This window comes from Micromonospora sp. NPDC005172, from assembly GCF_040608555.1.
Classification (GTDB): Bacteria; Actinomycetota; Actinomycetes; order Mycobacteriales; family Micromonosporaceae; genus Micromonospora.
Map to the genome: position 1 here is coordinate 1 of NZ_JBEXIL010000067.1, position 15,796 is coordinate 15,796.

Consider the following 15,796-nt stretch of genomic DNA (forward strand, 5'->3'; position numbering starts at 1 on the left):
GCCCGCCGGCTCGCCGCGGTCCGCAAGGACGGCACGATTCCCTACCTGCGCCCGCCCACGCAGGGATCAAGCCTGACCGCCCGGAGTGGGCGGGCTCCCCCGGAAAACCCCGAGGCCGGGGAAGAATCACACCCCCTTGGGGTGCCACACCGTCTTCGTCTCCAGCAGCGCGGTCATGCGGGTCACGCCCGGGTCGGCGGTCCAGTCCGTCTCACCCGCGGCGGGCCGGAGCACCCGCTTGAGGTTCTCAGCCGCCTTGACCTCCAGCTCGGTGGCGAGCGAGGCATCGGTCACGCCGGTCAGGTCGATCGCGTTGACGTCCAGGTGCGACGCCAACGTCGGTGCGGTCTCGGTGATCGCGCCGGTGAGGACGTTTACCACACCGCCGGGCAGGTCGGACGTCGCCAGCACCTCGGCCAGTGTCACCGCCGCCAACGGTTCCGACGGCGAGGCGGCAACCACCACCGTGTTGCCGGTGACGATCGCCGGGGCGATCACGCTGACCAGGCCCAGCAGCGCCGGGCGCTCCGGGGCGACCACCGCGACCACGCCGGTCGGCTCCGGGGCGGAGATGTTGAAGTACGGGCCGGCGACCGGGTTGGCGCCGCCGTACACCTGGGCGAGCTTGTCGGCCCAGCCGGCGTACCAGACCCAGCGGTCCACCGCCGCGTCCACCTCGTCGCCTCCGATGCCCAGGGAGACGAACTGCTCGCGGCGGCCCTCCAGCATCTCGGCGGCCCGGTAGAGGATCTGACCCCGGTTGTACGCGGTCGCGCCGGCCCAGCCCTTCACGGCGGCGCGGGCGGCGACCACCGCGTCCCGGGCGTCCTTGCGGGAGGCCAGTGACACATTCGAGGACTGCACGAGATACGACCGTCCCGACTCGCTGCGCGGGAACTTCCCGCCGATGAAGAGCTTGTACGTCTTGCGTACCGTGACCCGCTCAGACATTGAGGTACCCCTCCAGCCCGTGCCGGCCGCCCTCGCGACCGTAGCCCGACTCCTTGTAGCCGCCGAACGGCGAGGTGGGGTCGAACTTGTTGAACGTGTTGGCCCAGACCACGCCGGCGCGCAGCCGGTCGGCCATCCACAGGATGCGGGAACCCTTGTCGGTCCAGATGCCGGCCGACAGCCCGTACGGCGTGTTGTTGGCCTTCTCCACGGCCTCGGCCGGTGTGCGGAAGGTGAGCACCGACAGCACCGGCCCGAAGATCTCCTCGCGGGCGATGCGGTGTGCCTGGGTGACGCCGGTGAAGATGGTGGGCGCGAACCAGAAGCCCCGGTCGGGCAGCTCGCATGGGGCCGACCAGCGCTCGGCGCCCTCGGCCGAGCCGGCGTCGGACAGCTCGCGGATGCGCTCCAGCTGGGCGGCCGAGTTGATGGCGCCGACGTCGGTGTTCTTGTCCAACGGGTCGCCGATGCGGAGCTGGGCCATCCGCCGCTTGAGCGACTCCAGCACGCGGTCGGCCACGTTCTCCTGCACGAGCAGGCGGGAGCCGGCGCAGCAGACGTGCCCCTGGTTGAAGAAGATGCCGTTGACGATGCCCTCGACGGCCTGGTCGATGGGCGCGTCGTCGAAGACGATGTTGGCGGCCTTGCCGCCCAGTTCCAGGGTGAGCTTCTTGCGGGTGCCGGCGACGGACCGGGCGATGGCCCGGCCCACCTCGGTCGAACCCGTGAAGGCGACCTTGTCCACGCCAGCGTGCTCGACCAGCGCGCGGCCGGTGTCACCGGCGCCGGTGAGGATGTTGACCACACCGGCCGGCAGGTCGGCCTGCTGGCAGATCTCGGCGAACAGCAGGGCGGTCAGCGGGGTGGTCTCGGCGGGCTTGAGCACCACGGTGTTGCCCGCCGCGAGCGCCGGGGCGATCTTCCAGGCCAGCATCAGCAGCGGGAAGTTCCACGGGATGACCTGCGCGGCCACTCCGATCGGCTGCGGGTTCGGCCCGAAGCCGGCGTGACCGAGCTTGTCGGCCCAGCCCGCGTAGTAGAAGAAGTGCGCGGCGACCAGCGGCAGGTCGACGTCGCGCGACTCCTTGATCGGCTTGCCGTTGTCCAGCGACTCCAGCACGGCCAGCTCGCGGGAGCGCTCCTGGATGAGCCGGGCGATCCGGTACAGGTACTTCGCCCGGTCGCGGCCGGGCATCGGACCCCATACCTTGTCGTACGCCTTGCGGGCGGCGCGGACCGCGCGCTCCACGTCCTGGGCGCCGGCCTCGGCGACCTCGGCCAGCACCTCCTCGGAGGCGGGGTTGATCGACTTGAAGCTGCCGCCGTCGGTCGGGTCGACGAACGCGCCGTCGATGAACAGCCCGTACGAGGGCTTGAGGTCCACCACCGAGCGGGACTCGGGGGCGGGGGCGTATTCGAACATCGGCTATCAGTCCAGGGTGAAGTAGTCGGGACCGGAGTAAATGCCGGTCGTCAGCTTGGTGCGCTGCATGAGCAGGTCGTTGAGCAGGCTGGACGCGCCAAAGCGGAACCAGTCCGGGTCGAGCCAGTCCGGGCCCACGGTCTCGTTGACCATCACCAGGTACTTGATCGCGTCCTTGGTGGTCTTGATGCCGCCGGCGGGCTTCACGCCCACCTGCCGTCCGGTCGCCTCGCGGAAGTCGCGGACAGCCTCCAGCATGACCAGGGTCACCGGCAGCGTCGCCGCGACCGGGACCTTGCCGGTGGAGGTCTTGATGAAGTCGCCGCCGGCCAGCATGGCCAGCCAGGAGGCCCGGCGCACGTTGTCGTAGGTGGCCAGCTCGCCGGTCTCCAGGATCACCTTGAGGTGGGCGTCCCCGGAAGCCTCCTTGGTGGCCACGATCTCGTCGTAGACCTCCTGGTAACGCCCGGCCAGGAAGGCGCCCCGGTTGATCACCATGTCGATCTCGTCGGCGCCGGCCTCGACGGCGGCCCGGACGTCGGCGAGCTTGATCTCCAACGGCGCCTGACCGGACGGGAACGCCGTCGCCACGCTCGCCAGGTGGACAATGCCAAGTCCGGCCGGCGCGGCGCCGCCCGCATGTCCCGGTCCGCCGGATGGCCGCCCGGACCCGGCACCGCTCCCGCGCAGCACCTCGGCGACGTACGGAACCATCGCCGGGTAGACGCAGACCGCTCCGACGTGCGGGCACGACAGGTCGGCCGGGTCCGGGCGCAGCGCCTTCGCGGCCAGCGCGCGCACCTTGCCGGGGGTGTCCGCGCCCTCGAGAGTGGTCAGGTCGACCATCCGGATCGCCAGATCGATCGCCTGCGCCTTGGCGGTGGTCTTGATGGATCGGGTGCCGAGCTGTGCCGCCCGCTGCTCCGCGCCGACCTGGTCCACGCCGGGTAGGCCGTGCAGGAAGGTCCGCAGAGCGGTCTCGGATCGTCCCAGCTCGGAGAGGTCCGACCGGGCCGACGTCGTTGTCGCCGTCATGCCGAGAAGTCTACGCACGGAACCGCTGAGTGATCTTGGTCACGGCGGGCGGTTGCGTGAGCGACGTCGCCGGTCCGCCCGCACCCCCACCGGTACGCGGGACGGCCCGGTAGGTTGAGCGATCGTGGACGTACACGTCATTGACCACCCGCTGGCCCAGTCCCGGCTGACCGCCATGCGGGACGCGCGCACCGATTCCTCGACGTTTCGGGCGGCGCTGCACGAACTGACCACCATGCTGGTGTACGAGGCGGCGCGCACCTTCCCCGTCGAGCGGTACCCGGTGCAGACGCCGGTCACCGGCACCGAGGGCACCCGGCTGGCGAACCCGCCGCTGCTGGTGCCGGTGCTGCGGGCCGGCCTGGGCATGGCGGACGCCGCGCTGGGCCTCCTGCCCGAGTCCTCGATGGGCTTCGTCGGCCTGGCCCGCGACGAGGAGACCTACGAGCCGCGCGCCTACATGGAGTCGCTGCCCCGGGAGCTCGCCGGCCTGCCGGTGCTGGTCCTCGACCCGATGCTCGCCACCGGTGGCTCGTTGGAGCACTCGTGTCGGCTGCTGGCCGACCGGGGCTGCACCGACATCACCGTGCTGTGCGTGCTCGCCGCGCCGGTCGGCATCGAGCGGCTGGAACGCTCCGGCCTGCCGTTGCGCCTGGTCACGGCCTCGATCGACGAGGGCCTCAACGACCGCATGTTCATCGTTCCCGGGCTCGGGGACGCCGGTGACCGCCAGTTCGGCGGCATGCCCCGGTTCTGATCCTCCACCCGGTCGGTGCCGGGTGACGGCGGGTCCGCGCGCGGTGGTGCGTGGACCCGCTACCGTCTCGGGCCATGACTGGTGTTGCGCTCGCCGAGGAGCTGCTGCTCCTCGCCTACGACGACTCGACCGGCAAGGCGACCATGCCGCGGATCAGCCTGGACCTTGGCATGGCTGCCGCGGTGCTGGTCGAGCTGGCTCTGGCTGGCCGGATCGCGTACGCCGACGGGTCGCTGGCCGTGGTCGATCCGACGCCCACCGGCGAGCCGATCACCGACGAGGTGCTCGCCCGGATCGCGGCCGACACCCCGCACACCCCGGCGTCGTGGGTGCAGCGCCTGCGGCACGGTCTGCGCGACAAGATCCTCGGTGAGCTGTGCACCCAGGGAGTCGTCCGCGACGTCGACGAGACCGAACTGGGCTTCATCCACGTGCACCGCTATCCGGTGGTGGACAGCTCCGTCGAGGCGGACACCCGCCAGCGGCTGGCCGACGCGCTGGCCGGCGCGGCGGCCCCGGACGAGCGGACCGCCGCCCTCGCCACCCTGGTCGTGGTGCTGCGGATGGAGTCCGCGCTGGGCGTGAGCGGCGACGAGGCCGCCACCGCCCGCCAGCGGCTGGAGGAGATCGCCACCGGCGCGGGCTTCTCCGGGCAGGTGAGCACCGACGACTCGGTCGTCCGCCCGTCGGTCGGCCTGGTCGTCGCCACGCTGGCCGCAGCGGTCGACGCGGCGCTCGGCAAGCGCGCCTGACCGTCGGGGGCCAGCCCCCCTGACGGGTCCTTTGCTCTGCTTCAACCCGCGCAACAGAAGCAGCCGCCAAGTGTCGCCTCCGCTGAAGCAGAGCAAAGGACCCGCGACGGGTGGGTGGGGGCGGGGGTGGGGGCGGGTTCGGTCGCGGTCAGATGCCGAGGGCCGCAGCGATCTCGGCGCGCAGCAGCGCGACCGCCGCGCCCGCCCGGCTCCGGGCGGCGGCGACATCGCCGTCGGACACCGGCTCCACCACCTCGAGGTACGCCTTGAGCTTCGGCTCTGTCCCGGAGGGGCGAATGACCACCCGAGCCGTCGCGGTACGCAGGATCACCACGTCCGACTCGGGCAGCAGATCCCGGACACTGTCGACCGGCTGATCGAGCAGCGTGGTCGGGGTGGCCGCCCGGACCCGGGCCATCGCGTCGGTGATCTCCCGCAGGTCGTCCACCCGGACGGAGAGCTGGTCCGTGTGGTGCACGCCGAACTCGGCGGCCAGCTCGTCCAGCCGATCGGCCAGCGTACGACCCTGCGCCTTGAGGCCGGCGGCCAACTCGGCCACGGTCAGCGCGGCGGTGATGCCGTCCTTGTCCCGGACGTGCTCCGGAGCCACGCAGTAACCGAGCGCCTCCTCGTAGCCGAAGACCAGCGGTGCGCTTCCGCCGCCGGCCCGCACGATCCACTTGAAGCCCGTCAGCGTCTCGTCGTAGGGCAGGCCCCGGGCCGCGCACATCGCCCGCAGTAGCGACGACGAGACGATGGTGGTGGCGTAGAGCCCGGTCACCCCGCGCCGCATCAGGTGATCGGCGAGCAGTACGCCCACCTCGTCGCCGCGCAGCATCCGCCAGCCGTGCCGGTCGTCCCGGACGACCACCGCGCAGCGGTCGGCGTCCGGGTCGTTGGCGATGGCGAGGTCCGCGCCGGTGGAGTCGGCCAGCGCGATCAACCGGTCCACCGCCCCCGGCTCCTCCGGGTTGGGGAACGAGACGGTCGGGAACGCCGGGTCGGGCTCGGCCTGGTCGGGTACCACGCCGGGGATCGGGAAACCGGCCCGCGCGAACGCCGCGGTCAGCACCGCCGCACCCACCCCGTGCAGCGGGGTGTACGCCACCGACAGGTCCCGTGGACCGTCCGGGTCGATCACGGCGGTGGCCCGCTCGACGTACGCGGCGACGAGGTCGTCACCGAGCACCTCGCCGGCCCGGCCCAACGGCACCTGCGTCAACGGGCCGACCGCACGGATGGCGGCCTCGATTCCGGCGTCGGCCGGCGGCACGATCTGCGCCCCGGCGCCCAGCTCACCGCCCAGCTCCGCGCCGAGGTAGACCTTGTAGCCGTTGTCCTGCGGCGGGTTGTGGCTGGCGGTGACCATCACGCCGGCCACCGCGCCCAGTTGGCGTACCGCGTACGCGAGCACCGGCGTGGGCAGCGGTCGGGGCAGCAGCAGTGCCGGACGGCCCGCTCCGGTCGCCACCTGGGCGGTGCGCTCGGCGAACTGACGGGAGCCGCGCCGGGCGTCGTACCCGATCACCAGCGGGCCGTTCCCACCCTGAGCCGCAAGCCACGTGACCAGGCCGGCGGCGGCCTGCGTGACCACGGCGAGGTTCATCCCGTTCGGGCCGGCGCGCAGCGGACCGCGCAGGCCGGCCGTGCCGAAGGTCAGTGGGCCGGCGAACCGGTCGGCCAGCTCCGGGGCGCTCGCCGGCAGCCCGTCGAGAACCGCCGTCAGCTCGTCCCGGCTCGCCGGATCGGGGTCGTCGGCCAACCAGCGCCGAGCTTGCTCGCGAATGTCGTCGATGTCAGTGGTGTCCGCCGCCATGCCCCTTGATAGCACGGCGGCGGATCACCGCTGTCGGTTCCCTCCGGCTCAGCCGTCTCCGGTGAGCTGGAACGTCTTCACCATCTCGTCGAAGATCGGCTTACTCTCGGCGAACACGTCCTCGGTGGCGGAGAGGTAGAACGAGTAGGACTTACCGTCCTTGACGACCGCGCGCCACACCCCGTGGCGCATCTCGGCACCGGAGCCGCAGGTGTACTCGAATTCGACGCCCGGGCTGCCCGCCAACTGCTGCTCGGCGATGGACACCTGCTCGTACGGCTTCTTGCAGTTGGTGCTCTTGGTGCGGAGGAAGTTCTGCGCGCTCTCCGCCCAGCGGGTGGGCGTCCCGGTCCACTTCTCGGTGAGGATCCGGATCTTGCGACCGTCGTCCTCCGGGTCGATGTAGTCGGTGTACGAGCCGCCGGTGGCCTTCTTCCAACCCTTGGGCACCATCACCTGGACGCCGCGGGCCGAGTGCTCCTGCATCTCGACGGCCGGGCCCGCCGGTGCGGACGGGGTCGGCTGCGCCTGCGGGGTGCTCGGCGCCGGGTCGTCACCGCTGGAGAGCGCCACGATGCTGATCAGCAGTACCACGGCCAGGCCACCGGCCGCGGCGAGCTGGACCTTGCGCGGCCAGCCCTTGACCGTGGTGACGAGCTGGCCGCCGGTCGCGCGGACCTTGTCCAGGGCGCTGCCGCCACCACCGGCCGGGGCCGGCGTCGTCGTCCAGGGCTGACCGGTGCCCGGGACCGACCACTGGTTGCCGCCGCCGTAGGTGCCGCCGATGCGCTGGGTGGCCTCCGGTGTGCCGTAGTTGACCTGCTGGGTGGCGTCGGGCCGGTTGCCGTAGGTGACCCGCTGCGTGGCGTCGGGGTGCGCCCCGGCGTCCACCCGCTGGGTGGCGTCCGCGCTGCCTCCGTAGGTGCGCCCAGCGGCGGGGCGGCCCGAGGTGGACATCGCGCCGGTGGGCGTGTGCAACGGGCCGGCGAGCGCGTCGGCGCTGGTCTCGTCGAGGGCCGCGGCGGCATTCGCGTCGGCCGGCTGGGGACGCTCGCCCCGGCGCAGCGCGGCCAACCGGTCGGTCAGCGACTCGTCCGGGGCGAGCATGGCCCGGCCACCGATCTGGTTGTCCGACTTCGACTCCGGCTGGGCCGGCTGGTGGACGGGAGCCGGACGCTGCTGCACCGGCACCACCGCGTACGGGTCGGTGACCGAGTGCACGGCGGTGGCGGTGCTGCCCAGCGGGCCGGCGAGCAGCTCACGCAGCATGCCCCTGGAGGTGTGCACGTCCAGCCGGCGGGCCGGGTCCTTCTCCAGGAGGCCCATCAGCACCCGGGTCAGCGGACCGCTGCGTTGCGGCGGCGCCGGCGGGTCCTCGACGACGGCGTGCATGGTCTCGATCGGGTCGCCCTTGTCGAACGGCGGACGCCCCTCGACGGCCGTGTAGAGCGTCACACCCAGCGAGAAGAGGTCGCTCGGCGGGCCGAACTCCTGGCCCATGGCCCGCTCGGGCGAGATGAAGTGCGGCGAGCCGAGCACCATGCCAGGGGTGGTGAGCTGCACGTCGGTGGGCATCCGGGCGACACCGAAGTCGGTCAGCACGCAGCGCCCGTCGGAGCAGATCAGCACGTTGGCCGGCTTGACGTCGCGGTGCAGCACGCCGATGGCGTGGGCGACCTCCAGCGCGCCGAGCAGCGCGATGCCGATCTTGGCGACCGCGCGGGGGGCGACCGGACCGTCCTCGATGACCATGTCGGCGAGGCTGCGGGCGTCCAACAGCTCCATGACGATCCACGGCCGACCGGCCTCGGTGACCACGTCGTACACCTGCACCACGGCGGGGTGCTGGATGGCGGCGGCGGCGCGGGCCTCGCGCAGCGTCCGCTCGTACATGGCGTCGCGGTCACTGGGCGCCAGGCCCGGGGGAAGGACGACCTCCTTCACTGCCACGTCGCGGCGCAACAGGGTGTCTGTGGCGCGCCACACCGTGCCCATGCCGCCGTTGCCCACCGCGGACCGCAGCGAGTACCGGCCACCGATGGTGGTGCCGGGCGCTGCTCGTCCGCTGGCGGGACTTACCTGTCCGCCGCTCCACGTCGGGATCTGAGTCACAGAAAAGCCACCGGGGGAAATCGAGGGGGGCTGGGACACAACCCCCCTATCTTGCTGGTTCCGACGCCCGATGCGAAAGCCGACGCGGCGGACGTTTACCGAAGTCCACAGATCGTGCCCGTGCGTTCACCTCCCGTCGACCGGTCGGGACGCACTGTGCGGTATCCCTCACCCGACCTCGGGCCAGGGCGTCCTACCATCCGGGGATGAGCGAACCGCGGTCAAGCGAGTCCGGTTTCCCGATCAAGGGCGTCTACACGGCGGCCGACCTTCCGGAGGACCTGGACTCCGGGCTGGGCGGTCCGGGCGACTTCCCGTACACCCGGGGGGTCTACCCCACGATGTACACCTCCCGTCCGTGGACCATGCGCCAGTACGCCGGCTTCGGCACCGCCACCGAGTCCAACGCGCGGTACCACCAACTGTTGCGGGCTGGCACGACCGGTCTCTCGGTCGCCTTCGACCTGCCGACCCAGATGGGGTACGACTCGGACGACCCGATCGCACACGGCGAGGTCGGCAAGGTCGGGGTCGCCATCGACTCCATCGAGGACATGCGACTGCTCTTCGCCGACATCCCGCTGGACAAGGTCTCCACCTCGATGACCATCAACGCGCCCGGTTCGGTGCTGCTGCTGCTGTACCAACTCGTCGCCCAGGAGAACGGGGTCCCCGGCGCCGCGCTCAACGGCACCATCCAGAACGACATCCTCAAGGAGTACATCGCCCGGGGGACGTACATCTTCCCGCCGAAGCCGTCGCTGCGCCTCGTCGCCGACACGTTCGCGTACTGCCACAAGGAGGTGCCGAAGTGGAACACCATCTCCATCTCCGGCTACCACATGGCCGAGGCCGGCGCGACGCCCGCGCAGGAGATCGCGTTCACCCTGGCCAACGGCGTCGAGTACGTCCGGGCGGCGTTGGCCGCGGGGCTCGCGGTGGACGACTTCGCGCCCCGGCTGTCGTTCTTCTTCGTGGCCCGCACCACGCTGCTGGAGGAGGTGGCGAAGTTCCGCGCCGCCCGGCGGATCTGGGCCCGGCTCATGCGTGACGACTTCGGCGCCAACAATCCGAAGTCGATGATGCTGCGCTTCCACACCCAGACCGCAGGCGTGCAGCTCACCGCCCAGCAGCCGGAGGTGAACCTGGTCCGGGTGGCGGTGCAGGGCCTGGCCGCGGTGCTCGGCGGCACGCAGTCCCTGCACACCAACAGCTTCGACGAGGCGATCGCGCTGCCCACCGAGAAGGCCGCCCGGCTCGCGCTGCGTACCCAGCAGGTGTTGGCGTACGAGACGGACCTGACCGCCACCGTCGACCCGTTCGCCGGCTCGTACGTGGTGGAGGCGATGACCGCCGAGATCGAGGCCGCCGCCGTGGAGTTGATGGAGCGCGTGGCCGACCATGGCTCGGCGGTCGACGCCATCGAGGCCGGGTTCCAGAAGCGGGAGATCGAGCAGTCCGCGTACCGGATCGCCCAGGAGATCGACTCCAGTGAGCGGGTGGTGGTGGGGCTCAACCGGTTCACGGTCGACGAGGAGGAGCCGTACGAGCCGTTGCGGGTCGACCCGACGATCGAGGCGGTGCAGGCCGAGAAGCTGGCCCGGCTGCGCGCCGGGCGGGACGCCGACGCGGTGACGCGGACGCTGGCCGACCTGCGGGCCGCCGCCGACGGCTCGGACAACGTGCTGTACCCGATGCGGGAGGCGCTGCGGGCCCGGGCCACGGTGGGCGAGGTCTGCGGGACCCTGCGGGAGGTGTGGGGCCAGTACCGGCCCACCGACCGGTTCTGACCGCTACCGCCCCGGGTGTGCCGACCCGGCTCCGGGGGTACGCCGACAGGGCGCGCCGCAACGCACACGGTGTGCGGTCGGGGTGCGCGAGCGTATGTGAGCGTCCTTGTCCGGCCCGTTGCGGAGCGTGGTCGTCTTATTGTCGGAGTGTCAGTTCATCACCCCGACTAATGCGACAATTTGCGGTGGAGATCCATGCGTCGCCGTCGACTCATGGACACTCGGGCCGGTTACGCGTTGTAGGAGGTGAGGGGGCGGATGACGGCGTTCGAACGCGATCTACCTGCGATCCCGCACCTCGATGAGCGCCCTCAGCAGGGCATACGTGACGCTACGCGAGCCGATCATCACCGTAACGAGGTTGCGCAGCGTCACCGTCGGAGGTCTAGGCTGTCTGCTGTCCCCGATGATCCATCCATCTCTAGTGATCGAGAATTCGACGTGACGAGTGCGTTGACGCTGCCCACGGGCGGCCAGCTGGCGTCGTCCTGGCTGGAGGCCTTGCCCGGATCCCAGCCCCTGCCCCGCGACCTGGACCACCTGCTCGCCCTTCGGGTACCCGGCCTCATCGCCACGCGCCGTCACCTTCACTCGCACCCCGAGCTGTCGGGTACGGAGTTCGAGACGGCGGCCCTGATCGCGCGGGAACTCTCCCTGGCGGGTCTGCACCCGCGGCTGCTGCCCAAGGGCAACGGCGTGATCTGTGACGTCAACGGCCGTCCGGACGGCCCGATCGTCGCGCTCCGCGCCGACATCGACGCCCTGCCGCTCGACGACCCCAAGGACGTGCCGTACCGCTCCACCGTCGAGGGCGTCTGCCACGCCTGCGGCCACGACGTGCACACCTCGATCCTGCTGGGCGTGGGCATGCTGCTCGCCCAGCTCGCCGACCTCGGCGAGTTGGACGGCCGGGTCCGGCTGATCTTCCAGCCGGCCGAGGAGATCCTGCCCTGCGGCTCGCTGGAGGTCATCGAGGCCGGTGGCCTGGACGACGTCGTGCAGATCTTCGCGCTGCACTGCGACCCGAACCTGCCGGTGGGCCAGGTGGGCCTGCGGGTCGGCCCGATCACGGCAGCCGCCGACAACGTCACCGTCCGGCTCTCCGGGCCGGGCGGGCACACCGCGCGCCCGCACCTGACCGTCGACCTGGTCGACGCCCTCGGCCGGCTGATCACCGAGGTGCCGGCCCTGGTCAGTCGCCGGGTGCCGGCCAACAGCGGGCTGCTGCTGGTGTTCGGCCACGCCTCGGCCGGCACCCGTTACAACGTCATCCCCTCCGAGGCGTCCGCCTCCGGCACGCTGCGCGTGATGGACCGCGACACCTGGGAGAAGGCGCCCAAGATCGTGGCTCAGGTGGTGCGGGACGTGATCGCCCCGACCGGCGCCACGGTCGACCTCGAATACCTGCGTGGCCGGCCGCCGGTGAGCAACGACTCCCGGGCGATCCAGGTGCTGACCGCCGCCACCGGTGCCGCGCTCGGCCCGGAAGGGATCGCCGAGACGCCGCAGAGCATGGGCGGCGAGGACTTCTCCTGGTACCTGGAGTACGTCCCCGGCGCCCTCGCCCGCCTCGGCGTGGGACGTATCGGACCCAACGTCGACCTGCACCGCGCGTCCTTCGACGTGGACGAGCGGGCCATCCCGGCCGGCGTACGCGTCATGGTGCAGACCGCGCTGCGGGCACTGGCTGCGGCGCGCTGATCTCGGCGGTCTGCGCCGGCGACCTCCGTCGCCGGCGCAGCACCAGCAGCACGACCGCCAGCGGTACGCCGACCGCCACCAACCACGGCAGCAACGCGCCCAGGACGGTGAGCAGGACGGTCATCGAGGTGGCGAACGCCTTCCAGCCGCCCTTGAGCCCGACCAGGAAACCGGTCTCGTTCTTCTCCTCGCTGGTCTTCGCGGCCGGCCCGGCCAGCGCCACCGTGATCGTGGACAGCGCGGTCAGGTCGGCCAGCCGCCGCTTCTTGGCTTCCAACGAGGCCAGGTCCGCCTCCCGGCGACCCAACTCGTTCTCCAACGACACGAGGTCGGCGATCGAGTTGGCGCGGGCGAGCAGTCGCCGTGCGCTGTCCACGCGCGCCCGCTGCGTGATGATCCGGGCCTCCAGGTCGACGGTCTCCTCCGTGACGTCCTGAGTGTTGATCTCCCGGCTCTGCTGCCGACCGAGTTTCGCGACCTCCTCCACCACGCCCGAGAACCTGGCCGCCGGCACCCGCAACTGCAGCTCGGCCACCGCGTCGGCCTCGGCGCTGCGTCGCTGGTCACCGCCGACGAAACCACCGGCCCGGGTGACCAGGGCGCTGACCTCACGGGCCGCCGCGTCCACATCGGTCACCTGCACCCGCATCGATCCGGTGTAGATGATCGCCCGCTGGTCGACCCGCAGATCCGGAGCACCGGCCCCGGCCGTCCCCGCCGCTTCCGCGCCGCTGCCCTTGTCAAGTGCGCCCCGAGGGGCCTCGGCCGCCGTGCCCGCCGAGTCCGCCGATCCGCTGTCGCCGGCGCTGCACCCCGCGAGGGCCAACGCCGCCACGAGTGTGCCTGCCGCCAGTATCGCGCCGCCGCGGCGTCGTTCTCTCCGTCCGTCCATCCCCGCTCCCATCGTCGTCAGCTTCAGTGGCGATAGCTCGGACGTGACGCGCCCGCCGCCTGGTTCCGGCAGACTGCGCTGAGGACATCACGATTCGATAGTCGAGGAGTCACGATGCGGCTCACCAAGTACGCCCACTCCTGTCTCCGGGTGGAACACGACGGGGGAGTGCTCGTGGTCGATCCCGGAGTGTTCAGCGATCCCGGGACAGCGCTGGACGGTGCGGACGCGGTGCTCGTCACCCACGAGCACCCGGACCACCTCGACCCGGCCGCGGTGCGTCTCCAGCTCGACCGGCGGCCGTTCCCGATCTACGGGCCCACTTCGCTCGCCGACACGCTGGGCGACGCGGTGGAGGCGCTGTGCCCCGTCGAATCCGGCGAGTCGTTCACCGCCGCCGGTGTCGCGGTCCGCGCGTACGGCGGGCGGCACGCGGTCATCCACCCGGACCTCCCGGTGATCGACAACCTCGGCTACCTGATCAACGACGTGGTCTACCACCCCGGCGACTCCCTCGTCGTACCGGAGGAGACGCCCGTCGATACGCTCTTCGCGCCGATCCACGCCCCCTGGTCGAAGTTCTCCGAGGTGCTCGACTTCATCCGGGCGGTCGCCCCGCGCCGCGCGTACGCCCTGCACGACGCCCTGCTCAACACCAACGGGTTGGGTGTGCTGAACCGCCAGTACGCGGCGATGTCCGGCACCGAGTACCAGCGTCTGGAGCCCGGTACCCGGGTGGACGTCTGACGCGATGCCCGGCCCCTCCGTGGAGCTGGTGCGGCAGCTCTACCGCACGCCACCGGACCGGTTCGTGGCCGCCCGGGACGCCGCGGTGGCCGAGGCCCGGCGGGCCGGTGATCCGACCACGGCCCGGCAACTGGCCCGACTGCGCCGCCCCACCGTCGCCGCCTGGCTGGTCAACCTGCTCGCCATCGAACGTCCCGAGCTGGTCGCCGACCTGGTCGGTCTGGCCGACGCGCTGCGGGCGGCCCAGCGGGAGCTGCGCGGTTCGCGGCTGCGGGAACTGTCCGCCCAGCGCCGGGCGGTGGTCGCGGCCCTGGTAGCCGAGGTCCGCACGCTCGCCGCGGCCGAGCCCGAGGCGCCGCCCGCCGGCCGGCTGCCACTGGCCGAGGTGGAGGCGACCCTGAACGCGGCACTCTCCGACGCCGATGTCGCCGAGCAGGTACGGGCGGGGCGTCTGCTCCGCTCGGCCACCTACGCCGGTTTCGGTGAGGTGCCCCGACCACAGTTGCGGCTCGTCACCGGCGACGAGGAGGAGCCACCGGCCGGTCGCCCGGTCGTCCAGCGGGAGAGTCCGGAGCCGACTCGCCGTACCGACCGGGCCGGGGAGCGTGCCGCGCAGGCCGAACGGGCGGCACAGCGGGCGGCCCGAGCCGAGCGTGCCCGCCGCCGTCGCGCGCTCGATCGCGAGCTGGAGCGTGCCCGGGCCGACCAGGAGCGGGCCGAGGACGAGTTGACCGAGGCCGCCGGGCAGGAGCGCGACGGCATCGGCGTACTCGACGGTATCGAGACCGAGCTGGCCGAGCTGGAGCGCCGGCGCGCGGTGGCGGAGCAGGACCTGAGCCGGGCCAAGCTGGCCCGACGCGCAGCCGAGCGGGCGGTCACCGTGGCCCGTCGGCGGGCGGGCGAGGTCGAGGCCGCCGTGGAGGCGTTGGCGGCCGAAGAGGGGGATGCGGACGCGGGCGGTGGGGCGGCAGACTGACATCGATGGATGACGACGAGCGGGTGTGCCGTCCGGAGCCGGCTGTCCCGGGGCCGAGTGCCATCGCTGTGCGGTGGGGCCCGCGGATGGCGGCCGGATGACGCCGGAGCAGATCGCCGCCGCCAGCAAACCCGTCGTCCTCGACCTCGGCGACGGGTTCAGCAGGTGTCCGAGCACGCTGCGTCGGGCGCGTCTGCTCGGCATTTCCGGCTGGGCCTTCTACATCAGCGGTCGGGCGGGCGCGCTCGGCGACGTACGCGCGGAGACGGCCGCCGCGGCGATCGGCTTCGTCGCGCCGGACGCCGTCGCCGACGGCTGGGACGCCGCCGCCCGGGTCCTGCACCCGGCCGAGGTGGCCGCCGCGAGCCTGGCCGAGTGCTGTCGGTGGGGGACGCAGGAGCTGGGACCGCTGCCGGGGGCCGAGCGTCTGGCCGACCTCGTCGAACGGGCGGTCGCCGCCGCGGACGCCAGCGGCATGCCGCTCTTCGCCGCGTGGCGGGCGATGCCGTTGCCGGACGGGTCGCCGGGCGCGCGGAGCGCCGCGGGACTGCGACTGCTCCGTGAGCACTTCACGGGCGCCTACCTGCTGGCGGTACGGGCCGCCGGCATGACTCCGCTGGAGGCGGTGCTCGCCGGGCCGGAGGGCGAGGCCGGCGCGGTGGCGTGTGGCTGGCCGCCCCCGTACCCCCCGGTCGGGCCGTTGGTGCGTCGGCGGCTGTGGGCGGAGGCGGTGACCAACCGGCTGGCCGCGCCGGCGTTCGCGGCGCTCGGCCCCGCCGACGGCGCGGAGCTGGTGGAGTTGCTGCACCACACCCGCGCCGGCCGCGCCTGAATGACCCGATCG

At 72.3% G+C, this 15,796-nt stretch carries 13 protein-coding genes; 7 read left to right on the top strand and 6 right to left on the bottom strand.

What is annotated here, in order from left to right:
- Window positions 1-126: 126 nt before the first annotated feature.
- The 3 genes from ABZV06_RS29145 to deoC are packed head-to-tail and all read right to left on the bottom strand — an operon-like array spanning window position 127 to window position 3,409.
- Window positions 127-951: an aldehyde dehydrogenase family protein gene (locus tag ABZV06_RS29145; protein WP_355625430.1), complete on the bottom strand. Its 825-nt coding sequence runs from the start codon at window positions 949-951 to the stop codon at window positions 127-129.
- Window positions 944-2,374, bottom strand: coding sequence for an aldehyde dehydrogenase family protein (locus ABZV06_RS29150; protein WP_355625432.1), 1,431 nt, complete (start codon window positions 2,372-2,374; stop codon window positions 944-946). The genes ABZV06_RS29145 and ABZV06_RS29150 overlap by 8 nt, the downstream gene beginning before the upstream one ends.
- Window positions 2,375-2,380: 6 nt before the next feature.
- Window positions 2,381-3,409, bottom strand: a complete 1,029-nt coding sequence (deoC, locus tag ABZV06_RS29155; protein ID WP_355246062.1) for a deoxyribose-phosphate aldolase — start codon at window positions 3,407-3,409, stop codon at window positions 2,381-2,383.
- A gap of 124 nt (window positions 3,410-3,533) precedes the next feature.
- On the opposite strand from deoC, the gene upp reads away from it, so the two are divergent.
- Together upp and ABZV06_RS29165 are read left to right on the top strand one after the other, a co-directional pair.
- The gene (gene upp, locus ABZV06_RS29160; protein ID WP_355246059.1) at window positions 3,534-4,166 is read left to right on the top strand and encodes a uracil phosphoribosyltransferase; all 633 of its coding nucleotides are present in this window, start codon (window positions 3,534-3,536) and stop codon (window positions 4,164-4,166) included.
- A 74-nt stretch (window positions 4,167-4,240) separates the two neighbouring features.
- The gene (locus ABZV06_RS29165; protein ID WP_355246056.1) at window positions 4,241-4,918 is read left to right on the top strand and encodes a GPP34 family phosphoprotein; all 678 of its coding nucleotides are present in this window, start codon (window positions 4,241-4,243) and stop codon (window positions 4,916-4,918) included.
- Window positions 4,919-5,066: 148 nt separating this feature from the next.
- Here the strand turns inward: ABZV06_RS29165 and ABZV06_RS29170 are convergent, their stop codons facing one another.
- Together ABZV06_RS29170 and ABZV06_RS29175 are read right to left on the bottom strand one after the other, a co-directional pair.
- Entirely contained in the window at window positions 5,067-6,734 is a 1,668-nt protein-coding gene (locus tag ABZV06_RS29170) for a phospho-sugar mutase (RefSeq protein ID WP_355625434.1), read from the bottom strand.
- A 48-nt stretch (window positions 6,735-6,782) separates the two neighbouring features.
- Entirely contained in the window at window positions 6,783-8,846 is a 2,064-nt protein-coding gene (locus tag ABZV06_RS29175) for a serine/threonine-protein kinase (protein ID WP_355625436.1), read from the bottom strand.
- 206 nt (window positions 8,847-9,052) lie between these two features.
- Between ABZV06_RS29175 and ABZV06_RS29180 the strand changes: the two genes are divergently transcribed.
- Window positions 9,053-10,636: a methylmalonyl-CoA mutase family protein gene (locus ABZV06_RS29180; protein WP_355625438.1), complete on the top strand. Its 1,584-nt coding sequence runs from the start codon at window positions 9,053-9,055 to the stop codon at window positions 10,634-10,636.
- 441 nt (window positions 10,637-11,077) lie between these two features.
- A complete protein-coding gene (locus ABZV06_RS29185; protein ID WP_355246046.1) occupies window positions 11,078-12,337 on the top strand; it encodes an amidohydrolase in 1,260 nt (419 codons plus the stop codon).
- Here ABZV06_RS29185 and ABZV06_RS29190 read toward each other — a convergent pair.
- Window positions 12,294-13,250 carry a DUF4349 domain-containing protein gene (locus ABZV06_RS29190; RefSeq protein WP_355625453.1) on the bottom strand — a complete coding sequence of 319 codons (957 nt, stop codon included), beginning with the start codon at window positions 13,248-13,250 and terminating at the stop codon, window positions 12,294-12,296. The two genes, ABZV06_RS29185 and ABZV06_RS29190, sit on opposite strands and share 44 nt — an antisense overlap.
- Before the next feature lie 93 nt (window positions 13,251-13,343).
- Between ABZV06_RS29190 and ABZV06_RS29195 the strand changes: the two genes are divergently transcribed.
- From ABZV06_RS29195 to ABZV06_RS29205, 3 genes are all read left to right on the top strand, one after another.
- The gene (locus ABZV06_RS29195) at window positions 13,344-13,976 is read left to right on the top strand and encodes an MBL fold metallo-hydrolase (RefSeq protein WP_355625439.1); all 633 of its coding nucleotides are present in this window, start codon (window positions 13,344-13,346) and stop codon (window positions 13,974-13,976) included.
- Between the two features lie 4 nt (window positions 13,977-13,980).
- Window positions 13,981-14,952 (top strand): hypothetical protein, encoded by a 972-nt coding sequence (locus ABZV06_RS29200; protein ID WP_355625441.1) that lies wholly within the window; start codon window positions 13,981-13,983, stop codon window positions 14,950-14,952.
- 97 nt (window positions 14,953-15,049) lie between these two features.
- Window positions 15,050-15,784 carry a hypothetical protein gene (locus ABZV06_RS29205; RefSeq protein WP_355246039.1) on the top strand — a complete coding sequence of 245 codons (735 nt, stop codon included), beginning with the start codon at window positions 15,050-15,052 and terminating at the stop codon, window positions 15,782-15,784.
- Window positions 15,785-15,796 lie beyond the last annotated feature (12 nt).